This is a genomic window from Acinetobacter gerneri DSM 14967 = CIP 107464 = MTCC 9824 (genome assembly GCF_000368565.1).
Classification (GTDB): domain Bacteria; phylum Pseudomonadota; class Gammaproteobacteria; order Pseudomonadales; family Moraxellaceae; genus Acinetobacter; species Acinetobacter gerneri.
Window position 1 is genome coordinate 159975 of the sequence record NZ_KB849549.1, and the last position, 26959, is coordinate 186933.

General features: G+C 39.6%; 23 protein-coding genes. 20 read left to right on the plus strand and 3 right to left on the minus strand.

Features of this window, described 5'->3' with window-relative positions; translation table 11 throughout:
• Nucleotides 1-121: 121 nt before the first annotated feature.
• Entirely contained in the window at nt 122-1543 is a 1422-nt protein-coding gene (gene pap / locus F960_RS18730; RefSeq protein WP_004869788.1) for a polyphosphate:AMP phosphotransferase, read from the minus strand.
• 194 nt (nt 1544-1737) lie between these two features.
• Here pap and F960_RS18735 point away from each other — a divergent pair, with 194 nt between their 5' ends.
• The 9 genes from F960_RS18735 to hisIE all read left to right on the plus strand — a co-directional run bounded on the left by F960_RS18735 (nt 1738) and on the right by hisIE (nt 10935).
• Nucleotides 1738-2445 (plus strand): DUF8198 family protein, encoded by a 708-nt coding sequence (locus tag F960_RS18735; RefSeq protein ID WP_004869789.1) that lies wholly within the window; start codon nt 1738-1740, stop codon nt 2443-2445.
• Between the two features lie 149 nt (nt 2446-2594).
• Nucleotides 2595-3551: a bifunctional demethylmenaquinone methyltransferase/2-methoxy-6-polyprenyl-1,4-benzoquinol methylase UbiE gene (ubiE, locus tag F960_RS18740; protein ID WP_004869792.1), complete on the plus strand. Its 957-nt coding sequence runs from the start codon at nt 2595-2597 to the stop codon at nt 3549-3551.
• Between the two features lie 11 nt (nt 3552-3562).
• Entirely contained in the window at nt 3563-4228 is a 666-nt protein-coding gene (locus F960_RS18745) for a ubiquinone biosynthesis accessory factor UbiJ (RefSeq protein ID WP_004869794.1), read from the plus strand.
• Nucleotides 4229-4240: 12 nt separating this feature from the next.
• Entirely contained in the window at nt 4241-5860 is a 1620-nt protein-coding gene (locus F960_RS18750) for an ABC1 kinase family protein (protein ID WP_004869796.1), read from the plus strand.
• Between the two features lie 432 nt (nt 5861-6292).
• The gene (locus F960_RS18755; RefSeq protein ID WP_020846742.1) at nt 6293-7375 is read left to right on the plus strand and encodes a hypothetical protein; all 1083 of its coding nucleotides are present in this window, start codon (nt 6293-6295) and stop codon (nt 7373-7375) included.
• Nucleotides 7376-7586: 211 nt separating this feature from the next.
• Nucleotides 7587-8219: a LysE family translocator gene (locus tag F960_RS18760; protein ID WP_004869801.1), complete on the plus strand. Its 633-nt coding sequence runs from the start codon at nt 7587-7589 to the stop codon at nt 8217-8219.
• A gap of 14 nt (nt 8220-8233) precedes the next feature.
• Nucleotides 8234-8659 carry a GNAT family N-acetyltransferase gene (locus F960_RS18765; RefSeq protein WP_004869803.1) on the plus strand — a complete coding sequence of 142 codons (426 nt, stop codon included), beginning with the start codon at nt 8234-8236 and terminating at the stop codon, nt 8657-8659.
• Nucleotides 8660-8746: 87 nt separating this feature from the next.
• A complete protein-coding gene (locus F960_RS18770; RefSeq protein WP_004869804.1) occupies nt 8747-10039 on the plus strand; it encodes an FAD-dependent oxidoreductase in 1293 nt (430 codons plus the stop codon).
• 113 nt (nt 10040-10152) lie between these two features.
• Nucleotides 10153-10935 carry a bifunctional phosphoribosyl-AMP cyclohydrolase/phosphoribosyl-ATP diphosphatase HisIE gene (hisIE, locus tag F960_RS18775; protein WP_004869806.1) on the plus strand — a complete coding sequence of 261 codons (783 nt, stop codon included), beginning with the start codon at nt 10153-10155 and terminating at the stop codon, nt 10933-10935.
• Nucleotides 10936-10995: 60 nt separating this feature from the next.
• On the opposite strand, the gene F960_RS18780 is transcribed toward hisIE, so the two are convergent.
• Complete coding sequence (locus F960_RS18780; protein WP_004869809.1) at nt 10996-13020, minus strand: PhoX family protein; 2025 nt, start codon at nt 13018-13020, stop codon at nt 10996-10998.
• A 304-nt stretch (nt 13021-13324) separates the two neighbouring features.
• Here F960_RS18780 and F960_RS18785 point away from each other — a divergent pair, with 304 nt between their 5' ends.
• The 11 genes from F960_RS18785 to F960_RS18835 all read left to right on the plus strand — a co-directional run bounded on the left by F960_RS18785 (nt 13325) and on the right by F960_RS18835 (nt 25528).
• Nucleotides 13325-14818 (plus strand): UvrD-helicase domain-containing protein, encoded by a 1494-nt coding sequence (locus tag F960_RS18785; protein ID WP_004869812.1) that lies wholly within the window; start codon nt 13325-13327, stop codon nt 14816-14818.
• A gap of 23 nt (nt 14819-14841) precedes the next feature.
• Nucleotides 14842-16242, plus strand: a complete 1401-nt coding sequence (locus tag F960_RS18790) for an AAA family ATPase (protein WP_004869813.1) — start codon at nt 14842-14844, stop codon at nt 16240-16242.
• Nucleotides 16243-16338: 96 nt separating this feature from the next.
• On the plus strand, nt 16339-17355 hold the full coding sequence (locus F960_RS18795; RefSeq protein WP_004869815.1) for an AraC family transcriptional regulator: 1017 nt from the start codon (nt 16339-16341) through the stop codon (nt 17353-17355).
• Nucleotides 17356-17447: 92 nt separating this feature from the next.
• Nucleotides 17448-18071: a sterol desaturase family protein gene (locus F960_RS18800; RefSeq protein ID WP_004869817.1), complete on the plus strand. Its 624-nt coding sequence runs from the start codon at nt 17448-17450 to the stop codon at nt 18069-18071.
• Nucleotides 18072-18540: 469 nt separating this feature from the next.
• Complete coding sequence (locus F960_RS18805) at nt 18541-21378, plus strand: monovalent cation/H+ antiporter subunit A (protein ID WP_035373322.1); 2838 nt, start codon at nt 18541-18543, stop codon at nt 21376-21378.
• 3 nt (nt 21379-21381) lie between these two features.
• Entirely contained in the window at nt 21382-21747 is a 366-nt protein-coding gene (locus tag F960_RS18810) for a Na+/H+ antiporter subunit C (protein WP_004869821.1), read from the plus strand.
• Complete coding sequence (locus F960_RS18815; RefSeq protein ID WP_004869823.1) at nt 21747-23552, plus strand: monovalent cation/H+ antiporter subunit D; 1806 nt, start codon at nt 21747-21749, stop codon at nt 23550-23552. The genes F960_RS18810 and F960_RS18815 overlap by 1 nt, the downstream gene beginning before the upstream one ends.
• Nucleotides 23553-24077, plus strand: coding sequence for a Na+/H+ antiporter subunit E (locus tag F960_RS18820; protein WP_004869824.1), 525 nt, complete (start codon nt 23553-23555; stop codon nt 24075-24077).
• Nucleotides 24074-24349 (plus strand): monovalent cation/H+ antiporter subunit F, encoded by a 276-nt coding sequence (locus tag F960_RS18825; RefSeq protein WP_004869827.1) that lies wholly within the window; start codon nt 24074-24076, stop codon nt 24347-24349. Before F960_RS18820 ends, F960_RS18825 begins: the two co-directional genes overlap by 4 nt.
• Nucleotides 24350-24358: 9 nt before the next feature.
• Entirely contained in the window at nt 24359-24739 is a 381-nt protein-coding gene (locus F960_RS18830; RefSeq protein WP_004869828.1) for a Na+/H+ antiporter subunit G, read from the plus strand.
• 162 nt (nt 24740-24901) lie between these two features.
• Complete coding sequence (locus tag F960_RS18835; protein ID WP_004869830.1) at nt 24902-25528, plus strand: riboflavin synthase; 627 nt, start codon at nt 24902-24904, stop codon at nt 25526-25528.
• 78 nt (nt 25529-25606) lie between these two features.
• Here F960_RS18835 and F960_RS18840 read toward each other — a convergent pair whose 3' ends face one another.
• The gene (locus F960_RS18840; RefSeq protein WP_004869832.1) at nt 25607-26500 is read right to left on the minus strand and encodes a metal-dependent hydrolase; all 894 of its coding nucleotides are present in this window, start codon (nt 26498-26500) and stop codon (nt 25607-25609) included.
• Nucleotides 26501-26959 lie beyond the last annotated feature (459 nt).

Below are 26959 nucleotides of genomic sequence, written 5' to 3' on the forward strand. Positions count from 1 at the left end.
TCAAGCTTGCTTTTAGATGATTACAAGCTCTGATTTACAAATAAAAAAGGACAGCAAAATGGCTGTCCTTTTTATTATGCTCTACTCTTTAAACAGATAAATTCGGTTATTAAACTGCCTTTCATTCATCCGTTTTAAAATGGGTCAAAATAGCTCTCAACACTTCCAAACGCGCAGTATATTTATCATTGGTTGCAATCACATGCCACGGCGCATGCAAAGTACTGGTACGTTGCAACATATCTGCTGCCGCCTCAAGATATTGATCCCAATTTTCTCGATTGTGCCAATCATCTGGGGTGATCTTATAGTTTTTATATGGCATTTCTTCACGTGATTTAAATCGTTTTTCTTGCTCATCTTTATCAATGGCTAACCAAAACTTGATCACTACAGAATTGCTGTCATATAGGTCTTTTTCAAAGCGATTGATCTCGTCATAGGCTCGTTGCCATTCAACTTCGGTTGCAAAGCCGTCAATACGCTCAACCAACACTCGCCCGTACCAACTTCTGTCAAAGATAGAAAGTGCTTCATCTTCACATACTTTTGTCCAAAATCTCCATTGATAAGGTCGTGCCAATTCGTATTTTTCAGGTGCTGCAATCGGATAGATTTCATATTCTCGTGGATCTAACTTTTTGACGATACGTTTAATCGCACCACCTTTTCCTGCAGCATCCATTCCCTCAAATACAATCACCACACGGCGACCATCGAAACGTAAAGTATCTGCAACTTTTGCAGTGAGTTTTTTCAGCTCCTCTTTATATTCATCCTTATCAATGCTGTCATTGCGAGGCTTTAATAGCTCCTCTGGTACAACTGCTTGCTGCCAGTCCAATACCGCCTTTTTAGGATATTCTGGAATATCTTTAAGATGTTTTAAAATATACTGCGCAAATTGTTGATCGCGTGATTCTTCATCTTCACAATCAATCACATACCAATCATCGGTAAAACGGCTTCTGAGTTTTTGTAGATTGTCATATTGTTTTTTATTACGCCAATCTAAACCATGCAATTTGTGCCAGCGTTGCTCTGATGAATCCATTTTATCAAGACGCTTTTGCAGTGATTTCCAAGATAAATCAAACCAAACCTTGATCACCTCTACATGATTATTTCTTAAATCCCGCTCGAAAGACTGCATATCTTTGATATAGGCATCAAATAATGTGTCATCCATCGGTTCAGAAACATGCATCGCAGTTGCGATTAGATCACTATACCAGTTGCTAAACATGACCAACATCTGCCCTTCTGCAGGGATAAAACGTGCATAAGGTTCCCAAAAAGTGCGATTCACTTTAAATAAATGGGCTGGATCAGCCACTACGCGCAAATATCTCGGATCAACCCATTCACGTAATTGTTTAACTGATTCCCCTTTCCCTGCTAACTCCACGCCACTCATCAAAATCACTAAACTTTTCGCATTATCCTTTGCGCGGGTGTCTTTGAGTGCATACTGTGCCTCAATCAGTTCGAGATTGAGTTGATCTGGATCAAGTAGTTTAAAAGTGTCATTTTTTTCAGACATATAGTTCTCTTTTTCGCGTCAGTTTATTTGAGTATAAACTTTTCAAATCTGTGATGTTGTTAAATTTTTGTCGAGAAATTTGATATTTTTGGCGCAACTGACGTTTTTTTAACAATTAAATCGCATTTTCGTCATAGCGCTTTCGCACAACACTGATTATTCTTTTTATAAATGAAAACTATCTGAGTAATTCGATGTCTAAGCTTGCAGCACTTGACCAACTTTTAGAACAATACAAACAGCTTGAATATCATCAGGATCCTATTCTTAAGCAACGTCTGCATGAAGTTCAAGCTTGGTTAAAAGAGCGCATTTCCTATACACATTATGATTATTTTCACCAGGCTGAAAATAAATTGATGGCGGATTATTTTTTAAATCGTCTCTATGGCGGTCCTGATTTTGATGCTTTAGCCGTACAAATCGAGCGCTTACTCAAATATGCCCACAAGGCTGAAAAAATTATCCCTGAAAATGCCATTCGTACAGGCTTAAAGTCTGTAGGTCTTGCTTTACTTGCGATGCAACTCGATGAAGAAGTGGCTCAACAATTATTAAAAGATTATCCAAAAGATCAAATACTTGATGATGAAATGGTTCGTCTCACCTTAATCAAACTAGACCAAGAACAAGCGCGTTATCAGCAACTTGACTTACTCGACGATTTAGGTGAAAGTCTAGATAAATATATGCGCTCATTCATTATGCATACTGCATTTAAAATGTGCCGTGGTGCTGCGCGTAAGTATAACTTTGATTTGATGTATGAATTTATTGGGGAAGGTTTCGTTGCGATGAAACCATTAAAATCTGCTGCAAAATTTATTCAGGCGTTTACAGCTGAAGAACGTCGTATCGTGACTGATGTTCATGCTGGAAAACCGAATCCTTTTCGGTCGTGAAGCATCTTTTCACAATCAATTGCACCCATTTTTTTAATTTTCTGTATATTATTCATATCAATTGCATGATGATCGCTGAAAAGTAACAAAGAATCTGTCATTATGCAGCAACTGCAAGATTTTTTAATATTTGTGTTCTGGAGTGACTTATGTCTAATGAAAACCAAAAGCCAACTGAATCTGTTCCAGCGGCAAATACGATAGACACAAACAGTACCCGAACTAGCCCTTTTTTAACGGAACCATTACCTGAAGGTGCTCCACAAGGTCAGCAACAATCATTACAACAGGCTGCAACTGATCCTTCTGTGAATGGTGCGATTCCAAAATATAATCTGCCTAAAGGCGCAAATACTGGCAATGTCGGTTCAACAACGCACTTCGGTTATCAAACCGTAAATAGTGAAGATAAAGCGCAAAAAGTAGCAGAAGTATTCCACTCTGTCGCAAGCAAATATGACATTATGAATGACTTGATGTCATTTGGTATTCACCGTATTTGGAAGCGTTTTGCTATCAATATGTCTGGTGTTCGTCGTGGTCAACATGTCTTAGATATTGCTGGTGGTACTGGCGATTTGGCTAAAGTTTTTAGCCGTGAAGTTGGACCACAAGGTCATGTTGTTTTATCTGACATTAATGAATCAATGCTCAATGTTGGGCGTGATCGTCTGATTGATGCAGGCTGTACCAATGTTGATTTTGTTTTGGCCAATGCTGAAACTTTAGAACCATTTGCAGACAATAGTTTTGACCTTTTGACCATCAGTTTTGGTCTGCGTAATGTCACAGACAAAGATGCTGCACTTGCTGCTATGTACCGTGTCCTTAAGCCAGGTGGTCGTTTACTTATTTTAGAATTTTCAAAACCTGTTTTTGAACCATTTTCAAAACTTTATGATTTGTATTCATTCACGGCTTTACCGATTATGGGTAAACTCGTTGCCAATGACTCAGAAAGTTATAAATATTTGGCTGAATCAATTCGTATGCATCCAGACCAACGCACTCTGAAAGGGATGATGGAAAACGCTGGTTTTAACAACTGTGATTACCACAATCTTACAGGCGGGATTGTCGCTGTACACCGTGGTTTTAAACTATAAGGTTTCTCCCTATGTGGTCAATTCTTGCACTTGGCGCAGTTGAACGCATTATTCATCATTTTATCGATCTGGATGCGGTAACGCGTATCCAGCTCAACAAATTGCAAGGCAAATTGTTGCGCGTGGTGATTGACACCCCTCAATTGTCTGTAGATGTTTTTTTTGATGAAAATAAAGTTCGTCTAGAACCAACAGTCACTGGACAAAATGAAAATCGACCGTCTATTTTCGAGCAACGTCCTTTTGATAAAAATAATACGCTCACTGAAGCAAATGCGACCTTACACGTTAAAAATGTAGTCGAATTGCTCAAACTTTTATTGGCAGATGATGTAGGCAATATTCCAGTTGAAGGTGATTATCATCTTTTACAGGATATTCAACAGATTATCGGTCTTGCTGAACCTGATTTGGCAGCGCATTTAAGCCCGTGGATTGGACCTGCTCTGGCACATGAAATTGGCAAAATTCAGATTGTTCCCAAACACATTAAGCGTTCTTTGCAAAGTCATTTCTTTTTTGCAGAAGATTTTCTCAAAGAAGACAGCGGTTTGTTTGCGCCTCGCTGGCAAATGGACGATCTGAACAAAGAAACTCGTAAACTCAACCAAGAAGTTGATCGACTTGAAGCTAAAATTTCTGCACTTCAAGCCAAGCTTCATCCCGTTCAAGACTAGGTGATACATTTTATGATTCCGCATATTACACGTTTACTCGAACTTTGGCGCATCGCCGCGCACTATAGACTCGACACGTTAATTCCTGCGGAAGAATTACCCATCAAAGCACGGCATGCTTTAAGCCTCATCCGTATGCACCCTGCGGCTTGGTCAAGTCGGGAACGAAAAAATCCGCTGAAGCTTAAACAGGCTTTAGAGGATATGGGGCCTTTGGCGATTAAGCTTGGGCAGTTACTTTCGACTCGCCGTGATTTGATTCCACCTGAAATATTGGCTCAATTGGTTTTATTACAAGATCAAGTTAAGCCTTATGATGTTGATGTACTGAAAACACGTATTCAGCAATCGCTTAAAGCAGATGTAAATACACTTTTTGCCCGTTTTGATGAACAACCTTTGGCAGCTGCTTCCATCGCCCAAGTGCATACTGCTGCACTACACGATGGTCGTGAAGTCGTCGTCAAAGTGACTCGTCCCAATATTCGTAGTCAAATTTTACAAGATTTTGAAATTTTGACTTGGCTCGGCAATACGCTTGAAAATCGTATCGAAGCTGCACGTGCCTTACATCTCAACGAAATTATCCAAGATTATCGTCAAATCATTCTAAATGAGTTAGATCTGAGTTTAGAAGCAGATAATACGCGTCGCATGCGCCATTATTTTACAGGCTCAAGCATGATGTATGTGCCTGAAGTATATATGGATAGCACCGATGTCATGGTGGCTGAACGTATTACAGGCGTGCCGATTTCAGATACCGAAACTTTTGATCGTTTAGGCATGAATCGTGCTGATCTGGCTGAAAAAGGTTTAACGATCTTTTTTACCCAAGTATTCCGCGATAACTTTTTCCATGCAGATATGCATCCGGGAAATGTCTTTGTTGAAACCATTAACCCAGCAAATCCACGTTTTATCGCACTTGACTGTGCCATCATGGGCGAGTTATCGAAGCACGACCAGATGACAGTCGCTCGAATGTTGCTGGCTGTGATGAATAGCAACTTTATGCAATTGATCCAAATCGTGCATCAAGCAGGATGGATTCCACCGGGAACGGATCAGGATGCACTTGCTCGTGAAATGCGTCGTACGGTTGGACCAATGGTATCTAAACCAATGGATCAACTTGATTTTGCAGGGATCTTACTGCAAGTCATGGATATTGCCCGTCGTTTCCATTTAGAAATTCCGCCACAACTGATGTTATTACTCAAAACATTGGTGCATGTCGAAGGCTTGGGTACAGATCTTTATCCGCAATTGGATATTTGGAAATTGGCAAAACCTATTTTGACTGAATGGGTTAAAGCCAATATGAATCCTGTGAAAAATCTAAAAGAAATTGGTCAGCAAGTGCCTGATCTACTTTTAGGCGCACATGATTTACCAAGTTTGATGATTGACAGTTTAAATGGTTTAAAAAACCAATCGGCTTGGCATGATAAACAGCTACGTGAACTACAAAGCCTACGCATGCAAATGCAGGCTCAACAACGTAGCAATTGGATTTTTGGTAGTGTTATTGCGATACTACTTGCTATTGCGATTATTGCACCGTGGTATGTTTCAGTTGTGCTGATTGTATTGGCGAGCTTGCTTTCACTTTGGCGTGTAATGAAATAGTTTATTCGGAAATATCATTTTCCTCTCATCGCTAAATGAATAAAATTTAAAGTAAATATGAAAAGGCAGGATGCCGTCCGTCGAACAAGGGCGTTCCGCATTTTTTAAAGCAGTGCTTTAAAAAATTGCTCAGGATGTATGCCCATTTGTTCGACAAAGGGTTTTGATACTTTTGCCCTGTCAAAAGTATGGCAACTTGCCTACACAAATCATTTAGACTCTTAATGAAAAGACTTGGTTATATAATTATCATCTCTTTGTTTTTATTTGACTTTAAAAAATTATAACGCATTAAAAGTTTTGTCCTATATTTTTAATGATTTGACTATATGTATAAAATGACCCCTCAGTCACAGCTCGATATATAGCGCCATTGTCCAACCATCCTATGCCCCTAAAATAACATCATCTTTTATGGATGATAAAAGCAGCATGACACAAATTTTAAAGCGATTTCCTTCTAGCTTAAATATCAAAGTTGGAAAGCAAGCCAAAGCATTGATTCAAAAAGAAGGACTAAGACCTGCTCAGGTCGATGTCATTCCCGGTGCTGCAGGTGGACCAAAAGGAATTGGCATTCAAGGTTTGGATCAAGCGATTTTTGCAGATTTCTTAGAACGTGAAAAACGACCACGCACCGTCATCGGATCATCTATAGGCAGTTGGAGATTTGCAAGCATTTTGGGATGGGGTGCGAAACAAGGGACTGAGCGTTTGGCAGAGCTTTATACCCATTTATATTTTCATAAAAAAATGACAGCACTAGAGGTCAGCCAAATCTGCCGTGAAATGTTACAAGGTCTGGTCAGAGGTAAAGAAGATCAAATCTTGCAGCATCCAGATTATCACCTGACTGTTTTGGCAGTAAAATCACAAAAACTTCTGCAAAGTGACCAAAAACTTGCTCTAGCTACAGCGATTTTGGGTGTAATCGGCGCAAATGCGATATCTCGCCCGAAAAGTGCTGCTTTTATGCAACGTGTCATTGCCCAACCTGAGCAAGGAACACAATTTTCCATGCCTCAGGACGGCTTCAACACTCAGTATTATGCTTTACAGGAAAATAACTTAGAGGACTGGCTTATGGCATCGGCTTCGATTCCCTTTGCCATGACTGGGATTTCAAATATTGTGGGTGCTGAAAATGGGGTTTATCGTGATGGTGGGCTGATTGACTACCATATTGACCTGCCCTATCAAAGCAAAGGCATCGTACTTTACCCACATTTTACCGATCATATTACTGCGGGTTGGTTCGATAAAATGCTTAAATGGCGTAAACCCAATTCTGTTCACCAAGACAGAACTGTGTTGATTTCACCATCCGAAACTTTTTTGCAGTCTTTACCTATGGGACGTTTACCCGATCGAAATGATTTTGTTGTAAAAGGTTTAGATCAAAACAAGCGGATTCAGATTTGGAAACAATGCATTGCTGAAAGTCATCGTATGGGCGATGAGTTTTTAGAATTGGTAGAAAAACAGCATTTTGAAGACGTTATGACTGATTTATAAATCCATCAATTAATCCGCAATTTCAGCCACTTAAAAAATGAATATTAGCAAAGTTTGATCTAACCAATTGAGTCTTAGATTTAAACTCAGTACGGTTCAGTGCCTTGCTTCACGCATAAAGATTACATCATTTAGATAGGCGACTTAAAACGCTATCTAAATGGTTAATTTTTGCTTTATGATCAAAGCATCTCAATAAAACATTTTTCACATGCTCGACATTCAGCAAATTCTTGCATTTTCATTGATTGCCCTCGCACTCGCCCTGACTCCCGGTCCTAATATGATGTATCTGGTTTCACGCTCGATTTGCCAAGGTCGTCAAGCAGGGATGATCTCTTTGGGAGGGGTTGCGCTTGGGTTTGTGTTTTATATGTTGGCGGCTTCCTTTGGTTTGACCACCATTTTACTTGCCGTACCTTATGCCTATGAAACTTTGAAAATTGCAGGTGCTGTTTATCTGCTTTGGATGGCATGGAATGCGCTCAAACCGGGTGGTCAATCACCATTTGAAATCAAAAGCTTGAGTTATGATCGTCCTAAAAAGTTATTTTTCATGGGCTTTCTAACCAATCTACTCAATCCCAAAATCGCCATCATGTATTTGTCTTTGTTGCCACAATTTATCAATCCTGCACATGGACATATTTTTTTGCAGTCGATTTTATTGGGTTCAATTCAAATTTTAATCAGTATTACGATCAATGCGCTGATTGCATTTAGTGCAGGAAGCATTGCTTTATTTTTAAGCAAACGTCCTATGTGGAGTATTTTTCAAAAATGGTTAATGGGTACAGTTTTAGCCGCGATGGCACTCCGAATTTTACTTGAACAACGCAGATAACATGAGCATAGATGATGATTTTGAACGCTAATGAAAATGATCATGCTGAACTGATCGAAATTTGGGAAAGCTCAGTCAGAGCAACACATGACTTCCTACCCTCTTCAGCTATTGACGAGTTAAAACCTTTGATTTTAAATCAGTATTTCCAACATGTTCGCTTAGACAAATACATGATTAATGACAAAATATTGGGCTTTCTGGGTACAAGCTCAGACAATATTGAAATGTTATTTATCCATCCTGAAGCACGTGGCAAAGGGATTGGTCGAGCATTGATTGACTTTGCGACAACGCAATTGCATATCCATAAAGTCGATGTAAATGAACAAAATCCTCAAGCAGTTGGATTTTATCTAAAAATGGGCTTTCAAGTCGTTGCCCGATCTGCCTTAGATGGTCAGGGTCAGCCTTATCCACTTTTACATATGCAAAAATAATCAGGGATCATTTGTCTTTTTTAATACAATGTTATTGATTAAAATTCATTAGAATCATATTTAAAATCATAGCTATAAAACTTATATATGCCAAAAACACTTCATTTTGCCATCGTTGGTGCTGGAACTGCAGGACTTGCCAGCACCATTTTATTGGCTAGACAAAATATTCAGGTCAGTATTTTTGAAAAAGCTGCAAAACTCGATCCAGTTGGAGCAGGTCTATTACTACAACCATCAGGCTTGGCTGTTTTTCAGCATCTCGATGTATTAGAACAAGCCCTTCAGCTTGGTGCAGAAGTCACAGGGCTTGAGGGACAATTGGCTGATGGCAGTCTGTTGGTCAATAGCCATTATCGTGAAGCACATCCCCAATATTTTGGCTTGGGCATCCATCGTGCAACCCTATGTCACGTGCTTGAATCAGGTTTAAAGCCTTATCAAGATTGGGTAAGCTGGTATATGAATCATGATGTTGAACAGATCATTGAACAAAATAATGAAACCATTTTAAAAGGCAAACACGGACAAGATACTTTTGAAATGCACTTCGATGCCGTGTTCATTGCCAATGGTGCTCGTAGCCAACTACGTCCTAAAGCGTGGGTCGAAACCGACCAACCCTATCCTTGGGGTGCAGTATGGAAAATCGTGCCCGAGTGCCAGATCAATAATCCTAAAATTCTGCACCAATTTTATGACCGTTCGCACATTATGATGGGCATCTTGCCTACAGGTGCGATACCCGAGCATCCGAACCAAAGACTTTCCAGTGTTTTCTGGAGTTTACCAACCGAGAAATTGCAATCATTTTCCACTCAAAATGCGCAACCAGAATGGCTAGATGAAATCGCAAAACGTTGGAGCAAAGAATCAGATTGGTTAAAAGACATTTTAAAACAAACAGAAAATCAAAATGTTTGGCTCACCGCCCAATATCGTGATGTAGTGATGAAGCAATTTGGGCAAGGTCGTATCGGTGTCCTTGGTGATGCAGCACATGCCATGAGCCCACAGCTTGGACAGGGTGCAAATATGGCTTTACTTGATGCATGGGCTTTGGGACAAGCTGTAGAATATAGCATGCAAAATCAACAACTTGATTTTGTAAAATTGTGGCAGAAATATCATGAGATTCGATATTCTGCTACGCAGTTTTATCAATTTTTAAGTCGTTTACTAACTCCTTTATACCAATCACATCATATTTGGGCAGGTCCATTGCGTGATTTATGCTTTGGTTTTATGTATAAAATCCCCTACTTCCGTAAGGAAATGGCAATCACGATTTCGGGTTTAAAGACAGGTGCTTTTTCTCAACTGGATTATCAGGATATTGCGCAAAAAACACCTTTAAATATAAGAAATACGTTGAAATAATGGTGATATCTATAAATTATTTTTCCCGAAAACTGCCTGAATACCGTACACTATCCAGAGTCGCAGATCTGCGACATGATATTTTTTAATCTTATTTAATTTGGAATATTCCCATGAACAACGTGCAATGGCTCGATGAAGTAAAATTTAACGAACAAGGTTTAATCCCTGCCATTGCCCAGCATCATCAAACAGGTCGAGTTTTGATGGTGGCGTGGATGAATCGTGAAGCTTTGGCTTTGACTGCTGAAAAAAATCAAGCGGTTTATTATTCACGTTCACGTCAAAAACTTTGGCACAAAGGTGAAGAGTCTGGTCATTTTCAAACAGTTTATGAAATCCGTTTAGACTGTGATGCTGATGTGATTATTTTACAAATTGAACAACATGGTGGCATCGCTTGTCATACAGGTCGTGAGTCTTGTTTTTATCGTAAATTGACCGCAAATGGTTGGGAAATTGTCGATGCACAGCTCAAAGATCCAAACCAAATTTATGGTGAAAAATCACATAACCACCATACTGAAGTCATGTCAGCATCTACTGCCAAATCTGAACAAGTTGATGTTTTAACTTACTTGGGTCAAATGATGGCTGAACGTAAATCTGCCGATCCAGACTCATCTTATGTTGCAAAGCTTTACCACAAAGGTATCAATAAAATACTCGAAAAAATCGGTGAAGAAAGCTTTGAAGCCGTGATTGCAGCCAAAGATTTTGATCGAGAAAAATCTGAAGACAATCGTAATGATTTGATTTATGAAGTTGCTGATGTTTGGTTCCATAGCATCGTGATGCTAGGTTATTTTGATATTGACCCACAAATCGTTTTAAATGAGTTGGCTCGTCGTCAAGGTCTGTCTGGCTTAGTTGAAAAAGCAAACCGTGAACACTGATTTTATAGTTCATAAAAAAATCCCCTGAATCATCAGGGGATTTTTTTATCTAGGTTTAGATTATGATGATTTCTTTTCAATCGACGGCGCGATCGGATCAGCAGTTAAATAACCGACTGCCGCAGCGAAACGATTGTTAAATTCTTTATCAATAAGATCTGCCACTTGACCTTTCACTTTGTCATGTAAAGCATTCCAGTCACCTGCGTGTTGGAAGTTACTCATGATATAAGTCCAACCATGAATCGAATCGACCGCATGTAGACCTGTAGACTCAGCCGCAGCTGGGCATGACAAGATACGATCTAGTTTCTTGGTATCTACGTTATAAGCCCATAGGTAATTGTTAACGTGGTTACCAGAGTCTTCACCAATAAATAAGGTACGTAGTGTTTCTGAGAATTTTAAATTGTCCGCACTCGCAATGTTGTTTGGATCAGATGTATTGCCGATACCTAATGGATCACTCGCTGCATCAATATCTTTACCAATTAATAGCATATGGCTTTGATAAGGAACCCATTCACTATTGATCGCTGAATTGGTTGAGTCGCTTTGACCTTTATCCATATCATGCGCCACGATACCGCCCGCTGAGATTTTCTTCGCAAAAGTCACATTTGCAGTAGCAGTCCAAGCAGCATTATCTTTAATCATAGAATCTTGGATATTTGCCAAGGCAGAATAAGCAACTTTGTCTTTGATATTGACTGTCGTGCCTTCCATTTTGGTAAATGCCATACTTGCGCCTAGATAAGCGGCATAACGATGCGTTTCCAAGAAAGCTGCAGCTTTTTCCATACCTGATTTTAGTTTCAACCACAGTGTTTTTTTACTTAAAATGACTTTGGTATAGCTTGGATCTTTTGGATCAGTAGTCAAGCTTTCAAAAATTTGTTCTGGTTTAATATTTTGTACATTGACCAAATCATCGATTTCTTTGCTTGTTGCATGACCAAGTTTGATCCATTGGATTTTACCAGTCGTCGTTTCAGTCAATGTAGTGGTATATTTTGCTGCATATAAAGTACCTGCTGAAAGGTCTTTTTCTTTATCAGCAACAAACATGAAAAATGCACCATTGGTATAGTCATCACCCATAACCGCAGTACGGTTATCTGGCATCACTTGAATCAACTCATGTGAGATACGACCGAGGCAATAATGTTTAATTGCTTTTGCGGTACCATCAGCATTAACAACAATTTCAGGTAAATGTCCATAGTTATATGGATTTGCCTTAGTTTCATCACCATAAAGGTTTTTACTATAGGCTTTAAGCGTTTTAGAATCTGTACCAGCACCTTGATCAAATGCATCTGGTTCATATTCTTCGCTTGAAAGATGAGTACCCCACGGTGAAAGGCTCGCACCACAAGTGATCCATAAACCATGAACTTTTGACATATCGACATTGTGATATTTTTTAAGTTCTAAATGACCCGTTTTAGGGTCTTGGTCTAAAGAGAGCACCGCGATAGGTGATGGTAATTTACCATACATATCATTGCCGCCTTGGTCACGCGTAGTGTATTCAAATTGCACTACATGGAACACAGGATTGCCTGATACACCTAAAGCTTTTTTATCAGCATCAGTAAAATCTTTACCTGTTGCTTGTTTAAAGCTGATCAATGAGCTGCCATCTGGACAGTCAGAGAAAAATTGACGCTCTTTTCCAGCAACCGAATTATCCATAATTGGCTTGTTATTAATATCATAATAACTCCCCGCAATAATTTTCCCACCGCCTAACTTATCGACAGATTCACCTGTTTTAAAGAAAGTTTTATAGCCCAGTTTATACGTACTCGTCGTATTGTTATCCCAAGTAACATTTAATTGAGAAGCTACAGTAGTCGTTGCAATAGCAGCCCATTCACCTGTTTTTGGTGCATCCATCGGTGTAAATGTTGCAGATTTTAATTTTGCAGGATTAACAGGTGGTGCAACAACTACATCCTTGTCATCATTGCAACCGACTAAAGCAGCTGATGTTGCCATTGCCCCAAGAGGTAAAAAAGGAATGCTGGCTAACCATTTTATAACTTCACGACGCGTGTGTTGGTTGGCTGAATTCGTCATAGCTATGTTCCGTATTTTTAGAAAATGTTAAATATTGATAAAGTTTCCCTATGCGATTCTAAAAACTAGCTATGACAATCGAGTTACACTTTTTGGTCAGTTTAAAGACAATTGAAATACAACTTTTAAGCTCAGTTTCATTTTTATTTAATATTCGAAAAGTTTGAATTTTCATTTTTACTGCCACAAAAAAGTCTGCCGAACACACTGACAAAGTTCTATGTAATAAATAGGCAATCTAGTCCTGAACTTTGCTATACTCTAATTATAAATTTTGATCATTCTCGATAGATTTTTTAATACTGTGCCCCATTCTTTTACACCAACTACAGAACAAAGTTTTGCTATTGCACAAGCACAAAAAGGGCAATCCTTCAAAGTGATTGCCTATGCGGGTACAGGTAAAACCACCACATTACAGTTGATTAGTGATGCTATGCCTAATCGACGTGGGATGTATTTGGCATTCAATAAAGCAATTGCCACAGAAGCTCAAAATAAATTTCATCGTAATGTTGACTGTAGAACTTTCCATTCTTTAGCATTTCGAAGTGTTCCACGTGGAGTCACTGACAAACTTCGTTTACCTCGTTTAAGTCCAAGTTTTATTGCCAAAGAATATCGTCTCGAACCCATCACACTTAGACGGATGATGGGGGGACGTTATGAAAAATATGTATTAATGCCTAGCCGTTTGGCGAGTTTGGTTGCCAATGCTGTGAGTTATTATTGTTCAACCAGTTCAGCCTATCCTGCCCCTCGTCATATCCAAGCACCCAGTTGGTTGCATCCTGATGATGTGACAGCCTTACAAAATCATTTATATAAAGCAGTAGAAAGACGTTGGTTAGAGTCGATTGATCCAAATCACCAAGCTGGGATTGGGCACGATATTTACCTCAAACTTTGGGCACTTTCAGATCCCTTTATTCCTGCGGATTATGTGCTCTTTGATGAAGCACAAGATGCCGACCCATTGATGTTGGGGATTTTATTAAAACAACGTAATACCCAAGTGATTTATGTCGGGGATGCCCATCAGCAGATTTATGCATGGCGTGGCGCTGTCAATGCCATGCAACAAATGCCTTTACCCGAATCACGATTGACCACCTCTTTTCGTTTTGGTGAATCTATTGCCGATGTAGCCAATCGCTTGCTCGGAGCTTTGGATGAAAATGTTCCACTGCTCGGCAACCCAGATATGAAATCGAGTGTGGTCAACAAACCACATACCAAAATGCGTGATGCCATTTTGTGCCGTACCAATGCACGGGCGATGGAACTGTTACTTTCAGGTTTGGTTCAAGGTGACAAAGTCAGCCTGCAAGCAGATCACGCTAGACTCAATCGTTTTGTCGATGCCGCTAGCCTACTCAAACAAGGCAAACGTGTCGTCGATGTTCCTGAACTGGCGTGGTTCAATTCATGGCATGATGTTCATGAATATTGTGAAACAAATGATGGCAGTGATATCAAACCTTTGGTCAAATTGGTTGATGATCACGGTACCGATCCTCTGAAAAAAGCACTTGCTAAAATCACACCGATTGAGCAGGCAGATTATGTGATTTCTACCGCACATAAAGCCAAAGGTTTAGAATGGAATCGAGTTCATTTAGAAGATGATTATCAATTTAAAATAAACGGTTTAGAGCATAAAATCACGGATGAGGAATTACGATTATTATACGTAGCTTGTACTCGTGCTAAAGTAAGCTTAAATATTCATCATATTTATGATTTGATCCAGCAACTCAAGCTTAAAGCCCCTATTCAAAATAAAGTCTCTGCTTAACCCTTCCTGCTTAGCGGTGTTATATGAAAATTCAATCAATAAAACTAAAACATACCTATCATTTTAACGACTTAATGCTCGATTTTGACGCTGACAATAAAGCTGTAACCTTAATTTTAGGAGATCAAGGCACAGGGAAAACTGCCATTTTAAAAAATCTCTATCAAGCTTTGACTTGGTTTCCAGCACGTTTCAAAGACTTGAGAACGGCAGGTGTGGTGATGCTCGACCAAGACATACAGCATGCAACGAGCCAATCAAAAATTGAAGTGCAAGTCCGCTTCCCTGCTGAAATTGGTCGTATGCCCGAAAGCAGTGATGCACAAGAAAAAGATGTCCATGTCAGCACATGGTCTTTATATAAAACCATTAACCCTCAAGGCATTGGGCTGAGTAAAGTTGAAACAGCCGAATTAGAACAACTGGTCGGGCTTTATCAACAAGCTATTAAAGAGGATCCATTGCAAGGCATTCCTATGATTGCCTACTATCCTTCTGACCGCTTTATCAACGAAATCAATTTACTGAGTAAAAATAATCCTGGTGTATTGCAAGTACATGCAGCCTTCGAAATGGCATCTATTCCATTTACCACTTATGCTCGATTTTTCGAATGGTTTAGAGAAATTTCTGATATAGAAAATGCGCAAACTGCACAGCTTTTTCAACATATCATCAATGATGAACAACTTTTTGATCAAGAAGACGATCTCGATTTTCATAGCACTTTATTGCAAGCGCATGCCCAGTTACATGCACCAAGTTTGAGAGCATTAAAATCAGTATTGAATAGTGTATTTCCTGAATTGACTGATATCTATCTCGAATATCATCCAAAATTACAACTGATGGTGAACTATCAGGGACAAGATATTTTATATCAGCAACTTCCGAACACGCTCAAAAGTTGGGTTGCTTTGGTCGGTGACGTGGTGCGCCGTCTATGCTTACTCAATCCTTTGAGCCTATATCCATGTTTGGAAGGTGAAGGGGTTTTGATTATTGATCAAATTGATGCGCAGTTAGATCAAAATACAGCAGAAATCATCCTTGAACGTTTGCATGAAGCATTCCCGCAAGTGCAAATCATTGCATCAGGCAATCAAGAAGCCTTGCTACAATATGCTGAACACTATCATTGTATTCGCTTAGAAAATCAGCACGCTTATCCATTTTCAACGCAAGATCAATACAACCAGTATCAGGCTATTTATTCATCATTTTTACAAGACACCTTGCAACAACACCCTGACGAACAAAAGCTCAATGCTGACTCAGAACAAGCATTATTGGAAAATAAAGCAACGGTCAGTCCTGATGAATTGTTTGAACAATTTCAAAAAATGCAGCCAGAACAGCAAGATAAACTACGTCAGATGTTACAAAGCGGTGATGACGCAACTTCACATCAACATTTGACTTAATAATGCCATTTTTTGTGTGAAATATTATTATCCATTTCCAATAAATTCATTGGAACTAAAAGGATATTTCACCAATAAGCAGCCAATATTTTCAATATGAGCAACCGAAATACAAGTAGTGATGCAGGGGTTTTCTTATGGATGACCTACCAAACCATGCAAAAAATGGGCTTAGATTCGGCTGCCATTTTTGCAAGTGTACATCTGCCTGATCAACTTCCAGATAAAAATGTGCGACGTGCAAACTCAACTCAGCAACGGTTTTGGCAGGCTGCTGAACAGATCAGCCAAGACCATTATATTGGTTTACACGTGGGCGAACACATGCCAACTTTTCGCGGGCAGGTGATTGAATACCTATTTTTGAGTAGCCCCACTTTTGGAGAAGGTTTAGCCCGAACCATAAAATACCAAGCCATACTGAGCAATGCACTATCTCTAGAATTGGTAGAACTAGAAGATGTCGCGATCATTCGTGGGTTAGAACATCCAGTCAGGCATTATTTAGAATGCGCAATCGGACTATTATTAAGTTTTTTCAAACACATGAGCAATCAACAGTTTCAAGCTCAAAAAATAACGCTCAACTCTGCTGGCAATGATGACCGTCTGGAATATCAAAGGGTTTGGGATTGTCCTGTCGAATTCAATGCAGAACACGGCAGTATCTATTTTGACAAAGCCCTATTAGACCTCCCCTCTCCTGCGGCAGAGCCTGAATTGTTGAAAATTCATGAAAATATAGCATCTCATCATTTAGATATTTTAGAGAAACATCAACTGATTATTCAGATTGAAAAAATCCTCAGTCGTGGCGCACTTGAAAAAGGACAAATTGATCAACAGCAGATTGCTCAACTATTGGGTAAACATCCGCGCACCTTGCGTCAAGACTTACAACTTCTCAATACCACTTTCGACAAAATTATTGCCAATTATCGTGAAAAACTGGCACGTAGGCTCCTCTCCCAAACTCATGAAAGTTTGGAGCAAATCGTTTATTTAACAGGATTTTCTGAACCTTCTGCATTTTCCAGAGCCTTTAAGCGTTGGACAGGTGAAACGCCTTCTGCCTATCGTTTAAGAAAACAAAATAAAAATAAATTTGACTGATCTGGCAGAAAAAAAGTTTGCCTAAAGTCAAAAGAAAATAAGACTGAGCACGTAATATTTCTCATAAATATGAAAATGATAAAGAGAATGAAATGTTAGGTTTTCCAGTCGGGATCTTTGTTGCAAATGGTATGGAATGGTATTTTCATAAAGTCTGGTTGCATGAGTTCCCAAGCCAGTACCGTAGTAGCCCCTTTTTTACACATATCGCACACCATAAACGCGCGCGTTTAAATGCATTTCACGATGAAGGTTATGCTGAGTCGATGTTCAAAAATGCTGAAATGTATAATGAAAAAACTGCACTGATCGGTTTAACGATTGCGGCGACTCCGCTGTTACCTATCGCGCCATTTTTTACTGCGGGATTGTATTATGGGATTTGGAATTATTGGAAAGTTCATGCGAAATCTCATCTAGATCCTGAATATGCAAAAAAGCGCATCCCTTGGCATTACGATCATCATATGACCAGCAACCAAAATGCCAATTGGTGCGTTACCAAGCCTTGGTTTGATTACATCATGGGTACGCGAGTGATGACGCAAAGTTCTGTAACTGAAAGCAATGTTTTGGCAGTCAAAATGCCAAAATGGCTCGAAAACAAAGTGAATTTTGCTGCAAGAAAATTGCTAAAACGTTCATTTGCAAAAATCGATCAAAACACCCAGTTTGATCAGCAAAATGTCGCTCGAAATATAGAAGTCGCACTTTGATGAATGTGAGCATGCCAAATAGATTGTAGCGTTAAGAGATTTTTCATGAGATAAGCGTGACCATTGCCCTCTATGGTCACGCTGGGCTAATCAAAAAACTGCTAAACATAGATAGCAGTTAATGAATCACATTTAAATAAAATATCCCGTCAAGATATATAGTCTATTTCACACAAATTTCTACGAAAACAAATCCCCTCAAGCCAGATAAGATGTAAAATAAAGTGTCTGCGCAAAAAAATATTTGATGTTATTTTATTCATGTAATAAGATGAAATCTCGATTAGATCTTTCATTTCGATTCGGATTTCAAATATCTAATTTTCTGCAATATGCATTGCAAGTTGCGCAACACAACTTGGTTTTTTCACATTTTTCAGTTTCCTTAGATTGAGCAGTTTGGATTACATTCTTGTGATCCTTTGATTGAGGAAAATAAGGTTCATCCAGGTTTTGACCTATTCATATATTGGATACGAGTGTGCTACCGATTATTATATTTTTACCGTTAATTTTGGGCACAATACTTGTCTCTTGGCTAAAGCATTTTTCACGCGGGGTGACAGCTTTAGGGGCAATTGGAGTCAGTTTAACGAGTTTTATTCTATTACTGACTCAAGCAAAGCCCGTTTTTAACGGTCAAGTTCTGCTAGAACATTGGCAATGGTTGCCTCAAGTAGGCATCAATTTAAGCTTTCGCCTTGATGCGTTAGGCTTGATATTTGCGTTACTTATCACAGGAATAGGCACACTCATTTATATCTATGCCTATTATTACCTCAGTCCAAAAAACTCCCTAAGTAAACTGTATGCCCTATTGATGCTGTTCATGGCAGCAATGCTCGGCATTTCTCTTTCCAATAATCTTATCATTCTCCTTGTTTTTTGGGAGCTGACCAGTATTTCATCTTTCCTTTTGGTTGGTTACTGGAACAATTATGATGCTGCACAGCGTGGCGCGCGGATGGCACTCACCATAACAGGTATGGGTGGTCTGGCGATGCTGGGGGGCTTTATTTTACTTGGACAAATCACTGGAACCTATCAAATTGATCAAATCCTGAAAATGGGTGATTTGATCCAAAGTAGCCCTCTGTTTGTCCCTGTTTTATTGTTAGTTTTGTTGGGTGCATTTACCAAAAGTGCGCAGTTTCCATTTCATTTTTGGTTACCCAATGCCATGGCTGCTCCAACGCCAGTTTCTGCATATTTACACTCTGCCACGATGGTCAAAGCAGGGATTTTTCTGTTAGCACGTTTATTACCTATCTTTGTCGGTTCAGCTTTATTTCACAATATCGTGACCACAATTGGTCTATTTACCTTGTGTATGGCAGCTTTCTTTGCCATTTTCAAAGAAGATTTAAAAGGGCTTTTAGCTTATTCAACCATCAGTCACCTAGGCTTAATCATTTCTTTATTGGGCATAGGCTCTCCTTTAGCCGTTGCCGCAGCGATTTTCCATATCATCAATCATGCAACATTTAAAGCTGCATTGTTTATGATCGCAGGGATCATCGACCATGAAACCCAAACGCGTGATCTTAGAAAGTTAAGTGGAATCTGGCAGTTATTGCCGTTTACTGGCACTTTAACCATGATCACAGCGGCAAGTATGGCAGGTGTTCCGCTAACCAATGGATTTTTATCCAAAGAAATGTTTTTTACCGAGCTATTAGCCAATCTATCTGGTGCATCTGTGGTGTTTGCCGCAATCGTCGCAACTTTGGCTGGATTGTTTGCTGTTGCTTACTCTGTGCGTCTGGTTCACGGTGTGTTTTTTGATGGCGATATCGGTCGAGATGTTCCAAACAAACAAGCGCATGAACCTGCTTTAGGCATGCGTGCTCCTGCGATTTTACTCGCAACTCTATGTATTTTAGTTGGGCTCATTCCGGGTATTTTGGTTGAGCCAATCGTCAATGCAGGTACTGCTGCAAGTACGCAAATCGCTGATTTTCATGGTGCACATCTCGCGCTTTGGCATGGGTTTAATCTGCCATTATTGATGAGTGCAATCGCTTTATTTGGCGGAGTTATTTTCTATTTTTCTTTGGCGAAAGGCGGAAAAATACGTGAAATTGATCTCGACCCTATTTTAGGGAAATTGCAAGGTAAGATTTTATTTGAAGATTTCTTAAAAAATTTACTGAAATTTTCTAGAAAAATTAAGCAAAAAACGGAGACTGGTTCTCTGCAAGATTATATTGCCATCATTCTTGTTTTTAGTGTGGCAGTCGTTGCGACCCCATTGCTCAATCAAGGCTTGGGAACAGGAACACGTGAGCTCACGCAAGCGCCGATGATTGCGATTGTGTTGTGGTTGTTGTTGTTTAGTTCGTGCTGGATGATGCTTTGGTTTCATCATGAACGGATTAAAGCGGTTTTGATCAGTGGTGCGATTGGTCTCGTCGTTACGATGGTCTTTGTTTGTTTGTCTGCGCCAGATTTGGCATTGACACAAATTACCGTCGATGTTGTAACCACGGTACTTTTGCTGATGAGTTTGTCGTTATTACCACAGCTTACCCCATACGAATCCAAGAAAGGGCAACGTTATCGTGATGCTGTCATCGCAATCCTTGCTGGGGTGGGGATCGGCTGGATTACCTGGTTAATGCTGACACGCGATCACAATTCATTATCATGGTTCTATATACAACAAGCGCTTCCTCTTGGCGGCGGTTCAAATGTGGTCAATGTGATTTTGGTCGACTTCCGTGGTTTTGATACCTTCGGTGAAATCACTGTACTCGGTATTGCTGCAATCGGTGCGCTCTGTCTCATGGATGGGATGCGTATCCATGGTACGACCATGACCCAAGGTCTCACTTACCGTTTCAATCCTTCTCCTTTGATGTTCCGTATGACGGCATCTTGGATTTTGCCGATTGCACTGGTGATTAGCTTGTATATTTTCCTTCGGGGTCACAACTATCCTGGTGGTGGGTTTGTCGCTGGACTGATTACTTCTGTCGCTTTAATTATTCAATATATCGCGCTTGGACAAGATCAGGCTGAACAATTGTTGAGAGCCAAATCTGGACGCTTGTATGAAATTTGGATCGGTCTCGGTTTAGTGATCGCAGGACTAACAGGTATTTTGGCTTGGTTCTGGGGGCGTCCATTCTTAACCAGCGCACATATTTATGTAGAACCGCCTTTGCTTGGCAAAATGCATTTAGCTTCAGCAGCCGCGTTCGATCTAGGTGTTTATGCCACAGTCGTCGGGGCAACCATGTTATTGATTTCTGTACTGGGCGATTCTCGTCACTCTAGTATGTCTGGTCCAATGCCGAAGGAGTAAGTCATGATAAGTTTAGAATTTTTACTTGCTTCAGCCATAGGTTTATTGGTTGCCAGTGGCATCTATTTAATTTTGCGTGCGCGTACCTTTGCCGTTGTTCTTGGCTTGGCGATGATTGGTTATGCGGTCAATTTATTTTTATTTGCTATGGGACGCCTGCAAATCAGCTCCCCTGCTATTTTGACTGAAGCAACCAAAGTGACTGATCCACTCCCTCAAGCATTGGTCTTGACTGCGATTGTGATTGGCTTTGCAACCACTGCATTTATTGTGCAATTGGCTTTGCGTAGTCGCTATGAAACAGGTACAGACCATGTTGATGCCAAAGAAAAACCTGAGGAGATTGACCCACGTGAGGATGCGCCATAATGAATGATTTACTGCATTTTTGGCATATGCATACTCCTATTTTGAGTATACTCATTCCAACATTTACAGCCTTTATCCTGATCTTACTCGGCAATCCTGGTTCAGGTTCGCTTAAACATGATTGGCGACAACCGTGGCGTCGTGGTATCAGCCTGGTTTCTGTAGTGTTGGGTTTAATCACTGCGGTCTGTTATCTAATCCAAGCAAATTCTGGGCAAGTCTTTGTCTATAATTTAAGTGAATGGTCTGCCCCTTTCGGTATCGTCTTGGTTTTAGATCGTCTATCTGCCTTGATGCTGGTCTTAACCTATACGCTTGCCACCCCTGTACTTTGGTTTGCGAGCAATGATTTTGATGAGCGTGGTCGCTATTTCCATGCCATGTTCCATTTCCTTTTGATGGGGTTATGTGGGGCATTTTTAACAGGCGATTTATTTAACTTATTTGTATTTTTTGAAGTGCTACTGATGGCTTCTTATGTCCTGCTTTTACATGGTCAGGGCAAAGCACGTTTTCAGCTTGGCTTTCATTATGTTGCGATTAACCTACTTGCCTCTGCCCTGTTTCTGATTGGGCTGGGTATGATTTACGGCAGCGTCGGCAGTTTAAATATGACTGATGTTGCACGTCTGGTTCCAACTTTACAACCTGCTGAACACAAGCTTGCTGTCGCGGGTGGACTACTCCTATTTGTAGTATTTGGTATCAAAGCCGCAATGTTACCTGTAGGTTTTTGGCTACCAAAAACCTATGCGGTTGCCACTACACCAGTCGCTGCGATCTTTACCATCATGACCAAAGTTGGTATATATGCCATTTTGAGAGTCAACGGTACGATTTTTGACGATGCACTCGGTCAAATGTCGTTGATGATCTGGTTATTGCCAATCGGGTTAATTACTTCACTCTATGGTGTGATCGGTGCAATTGCTGCGGATCGTCTACGTCGTTTTGTCGGTTTTATGGTGCTCTCTTCGGTCGGTACAATCTTAATCGCCATTTCCATGCTCAATACTGAAGCATGGGCAGCGGCATTATTTTACTTAATTCATAGTACCTTGATCGCAGCAGCATTTTATTTACTTTGCGGATGGATTACTTCACAACGTGGTGTATTTAAAGATCATTTTAAAATCGCCCCTAAAATGAAGCAGGACAAGACGATCGCTGCCGTATTTTTTATCATTGCACTAATGATGGCAGGTCTACCACCCTTTAGTGGATTTATCGGTAAAGTTTTGATTTTACAAGCGACCAGTTATTTCCCATATCAAGCATGGGTGATTAGCATCATATTATTGGTGAGTCTACTCAGTATTATTGCGTTTACTCGTGCAGGATATATTTTATTTTGGCGAGCAACTGCACCTGAAACCAATCCTCAAGAAGAACAATATCAGCAATATCAAGCGCTACCTGACCGTGCACCACGACGCAATGATAGTGCAATCTATGTGCTTTTAACTGCTTTGATTGTCTATGTTGTCTGTGCAAATCCAGTGCTGACTTATATGCAAAATACAGCGACACAAATTCAAGACAATGCACTTTATGAAAGCACCATGCTGAAAAAAGATGAACATCAAAATGTCATCAGTGTTTTACCTTTTGATAGTCACTATGTTCCTGAAACCAAATATAGTGAAGCAAAAGATGAAAATGCTCATTATATTCCGTACCTTGTTCCTTCAGATACGATGAATGGTGAGCATATTTCCGAATATAAACGCAAACAAATTGAGCATCAAAAGATCAGTCAGGACAATGTCCCCGATGAATCACTTTTGAAATCTGTGGAGCACTAAATGAAAGAAAAAGTCAGTTTATTTCATCGCCTGCTCCCATTGCCATTTGTATCATTTTTGGTGGCAATCAGTTGGTTAATGCTCGGTCATAGCTTGGATTTATTTGATATTTTAGTGGCAATTATTTTGGGTATTGTAATTCCCAAAATGATCGAACCGTTTCTATTTAGTACACCTAAAATTCGATGGACACTTGCATTCAAATTATTTTTTGTGGTGCTATGGGATATTATTATTTCCAATATTCGTGTGGCAAAACAGGTTTTAGGTCCAAGTAAAAACTTACACCCAAAATGGTTTCGAGTACCCTTAGATAGTGAACATGAACACGTCAATACCTTACTGGCAATGATCATTACCACGACACCAGGAACAGTCAGTGCGGGGATCGACCAAGAACGTGGTGATATTTTGGTTCATGCATTAAGTACTGACGATGTTGATGGTGAAATTGATACGATTAAACAGCGTTATGAACAGCCGCTTCTTGCTATTTTCAACGTAGAACAAGGAGATCAAACATGATGATTTTGCAATATTCACTCGGAATTTGCCTCGTTGCAGTGACGATCTCCATGTTTTTATGTCTGGTTCGTTTGGTCATGGGACCTTCGATCGTGGATCGTCTTTTGGCACTCGATACACTATTTTTAAATGCAACCTGCTTGATGGTGATCTTGGGAATCTACTGGATAACCTCTTCCCTCTTCGAAGGTGCATTATTGGTCGCAATGCTCGGTTTTGTATCCACCGCAGCATTGGCACGTTATTTCACCACTGGCCATGTGATTGATTAGGAGCAAAAAATGCAACTTGCAATTGAAATTATTGTTTCTATCTTTCTGATCATTGGTGCTTTTTTCATCTTGGTCGGGGGGATTGGGATGATCCGTTTACCCGATCTATTCATGCGATTACATGCGCCAACCAAAGCCAGTACTTTAGGTTTGGGAAGCTTTTTGCTTGCTGCCATGATTTATTCGGCGTCTTTGGGGCGATTTGGTTTCGCTGAATTATTGATTACGATTTTATCATTTATCACAGCACCAGTATCCGCAAATCTCATCGCACAAGCCGCGATACATTTACGTTTACGTTCAACCAGTGGCGATGTGCCTGAAGCATTAAATCGACCATTACCTTGGCAAAGACAGCGCCAAATGAAACAGTTTAAAGATGATTTATAAAAATCAAAGCAACACAACAACCGATCTTATCCAAGATCGGTTTTTTATGGCGGAGCTTTTATTCTCTATAAATGCCAAAACACAGCGTTGCATTTCAATACTCATTTATCGTCCAAAATTGGGTAAAATAGCGCGATCAAATCAAAAATATTGAGCAGAACAATGTACACAGGCATCGTCCAAGGTTTAGAGAAAATCGTTGATATTCAACAAGGCAATCATTTCACGACGCTTTTTATCTCAAATCAAAATGGCTTTTTTGATGACATTTTCATCGGTGCAAGTGTCGCTGTAGAAGGGACATGTCTGACAGCAACTGGATTTGATCAAACACAAAATATTGTTTCATTTGATGTTGGTGATGTGAGTAATACGTTGACTACATTGCAATTTTTAAAAATTGGTAATGAAGTCAATATTGAGCGTTCTGTTAAAGCGGGCATGGAAAATGGTGGTCACAATCTTTATGGTCATATCGAAGGAATGGCAAAGGTTATCAACGTCATTCATAGTGGAGAAACCGTGCATATTGACCTTGTGATTCCCGATGACAATATCAAATATTTCTTTAAAAAAGGATTTATTGGCTTGCAAGGTTGTAGTCTTACTGTCAATCGAGTGGATAGAAAATCACATGAAATTTCAGTTGATTTAATCCCTGAAACTTTACGCCTCACGACATTTAAATACATCAAAGTGGGTGATCATCTAAACTATGAAATTGATCAAATGACCCGTACGATGGTGGATACTTTAGAAAGTATTCATGCTCGTCAAAATGATTTATAAGTTATTGTGTATTTTCAAATGCCAATCTAAATATAAAAAAAGCCAATGAATCAATCATTGGCTTTTTGTGTTTAAAGATCAGCTATATAAAGGTGGATGCACTTCTTCTTGGAAACTCTCCATGCCATATTCATCAGCTAGACGCTCTTTCCAATAAGAGACAATTTTTGAGTAATCAATTTCTGAAGGATGGAAATCATCTTTATAATAAGACAAGTATTCTGGAATCAGTGAAATTAACATTTTACTAATCAAGTAAATACCGTGTGCATTACCCATGATTTTTGGCACACTTTTCTTCCAATCCTGCATAAATAAACGCGATGCAGAATAGAACGTCAGACTTGCAAAACCAGTGGTGACATTTCTCATCACTCGACGGCGCACTTTATCATCAGCATAAACCGCTTGATAAACATCAAAAGCTACCGCGCGATGCTCAATTTCCTCAATCGCATGCCATACCCAAAGTTTGATCGCATCATCATCAAGCGTGCTCAAAACTTCAGGATTTCGCAAAATATAACCACCCAATAGCGCTGTAAAATGCTCGAAAGCACAGGTCACAGCCAATTGAAGCTTAGGATGGGTCGACTTGATAAACTTATCCTGACGAGCAAGCCAAGCTTGGAAACGATCTAGATTGTAGTCATCACGGCGCCAAGCATCATTAAAATCAGCATGTGCTTTTGAATGCATCGCCTCTTGACCAATAAATGCAGCTATTTGTGCCTGTAGCTTTTCATCGCTCACTTTATCTCGCACATTGCGCACACTATGTACGAAGAACTGTTCACCAATAGGAAACGTCGAGGACAAAGCTGTCAACAGATGCGACATGATGGGTGAATTGGCAAAAAAATGTCTGCGAATCGCTTTGGGATTGAAACTTGGTTTACGAACTTTGATTCCAATAGCTTTCGGACGATTTAAATATGATTTTTCTGACGTCGTTTGGGCAATTGTAGACATAAGTTTTTCCTGTCTGGGCAATATCAATCTCTATACTGACAGATACAGGACATTTGTATATTGCCAAATCATTCGCAAAATTGACCTAAAACTACATTTCAGACAAATGGAAAGATTTAATCATTTTCAGGTTAAAACAATATTTCACAAAATAAGTTTAATTATTTGAAATATAAACATATTTATTAAAAATCTATGACAAATAAAAATATTTATTTGCAATTCTATTTTAAATAAAAGCATAGCTTTTAAAGTCATTATTTGCTGAATTGACATTTTAAGCCATCATAAATTACTCTGAAACAAGTTGAAAACTAATGAAAATTGGAAAAGTTATATCATTCTATAGTGTGCGCTCGTTGTGCAGCATTTAGATTTAGGGAATAACCACTTTATCTTGCGCTTCAGTTAAAAAATATTTCAACTTTGCTCAAGTTCGCCTCAATGATGTTAAGGCAA

Excerpts from the sequence above, each read along its gene's own strand:
- pap (WP_004869788.1), bottom strand. The coding sequence starts at position 1,543 with ATGTCTGAAAAAAATGACACTTTTAAACTACTTGATCCAGATCAACTC.
- F960_RS18735 (WP_004869789.1), top strand. The coding sequence starts at position 1,738 with ATGTCTAAGCTTGCAGCACTTGACCAACTTTTAGAACAATACAAACAG.
- ubiE (WP_004869792.1), top strand. The coding sequence starts at position 2,595 with ATGTCTAATGAAAACCAAAAGCCAACTGAATCTGTTCCAGCGGCAAAT.
- F960_RS18745 (WP_004869794.1), top strand. The coding sequence starts at position 3,563 with ATGTGGTCAATTCTTGCACTTGGCGCAGTTGAACGCATTATTCATCAT.
- F960_RS18750 (WP_004869796.1), top strand. The coding sequence starts at position 4,241 with ATGATTCCGCATATTACACGTTTACTCGAACTTTGGCGCATCGCCGCG.
- F960_RS18755 (WP_020846742.1), top strand. The coding sequence starts at position 6,293 with ATGACACAAATTTTAAAGCGATTTCCTTCTAGCTTAAATATCAAAGTT.
- F960_RS18760 (WP_004869801.1), top strand. The coding sequence starts at position 7,587 with ATGCTCGACATTCAGCAAATTCTTGCATTTTCATTGATTGCCCTCGCA.
- F960_RS18765 (WP_004869803.1), top strand. The coding sequence starts at position 8,234 with ATGATTTTGAACGCTAATGAAAATGATCATGCTGAACTGATCGAAATT.
- F960_RS18770 (WP_004869804.1), top strand. The coding sequence starts at position 8,747 with ATGCCAAAAACACTTCATTTTGCCATCGTTGGTGCTGGAACTGCAGGA.
- hisIE (WP_004869806.1), top strand. The coding sequence starts at position 10,153 with ATGAACAACGTGCAATGGCTCGATGAAGTAAAATTTAACGAACAAGGT.
- F960_RS18780 (WP_004869809.1), bottom strand. The coding sequence starts at position 13,020 with ATGACGAATTCAGCCAACCAACACACGCGTCGTGAAGTTATAAAATGG.
- F960_RS18790 (WP_004869813.1), top strand. The coding sequence starts at position 14,842 with ATGAAAATTCAATCAATAAAACTAAAACATACCTATCATTTTAACGAC.
- F960_RS18795 (WP_004869815.1), top strand. The coding sequence starts at position 16,339 with ATGAGCAACCGAAATACAAGTAGTGATGCAGGGGTTTTCTTATGGATG.
- F960_RS18800 (WP_004869817.1), top strand. The coding sequence starts at position 17,448 with ATGTTAGGTTTTCCAGTCGGGATCTTTGTTGCAAATGGTATGGAATGG.
- F960_RS18810 (WP_004869821.1), top strand. The coding sequence starts at position 21,382 with ATGATAAGTTTAGAATTTTTACTTGCTTCAGCCATAGGTTTATTGGTT.
- F960_RS18815 (WP_004869823.1), top strand. The coding sequence starts at position 21,747 with ATGAATGATTTACTGCATTTTTGGCATATGCATACTCCTATTTTGAGT.
- F960_RS18820 (WP_004869824.1), top strand. The coding sequence starts at position 23,553 with ATGAAAGAAAAAGTCAGTTTATTTCATCGCCTGCTCCCATTGCCATTT.
- F960_RS18825 (WP_004869827.1), top strand. The coding sequence starts at position 24,074 with ATGATGATTTTGCAATATTCACTCGGAATTTGCCTCGTTGCAGTGACG.
- F960_RS18830 (WP_004869828.1), top strand. The coding sequence starts at position 24,359 with ATGCAACTTGCAATTGAAATTATTGTTTCTATCTTTCTGATCATTGGT.
- F960_RS18835 (WP_004869830.1), top strand. The coding sequence starts at position 24,902 with ATGTACACAGGCATCGTCCAAGGTTTAGAGAAAATCGTTGATATTCAA.
- F960_RS18840 (WP_004869832.1), bottom strand. The coding sequence starts at position 26,500 with ATGTCTACAATTGCCCAAACGACGTCAGAAAAATCATATTTAAATCGT.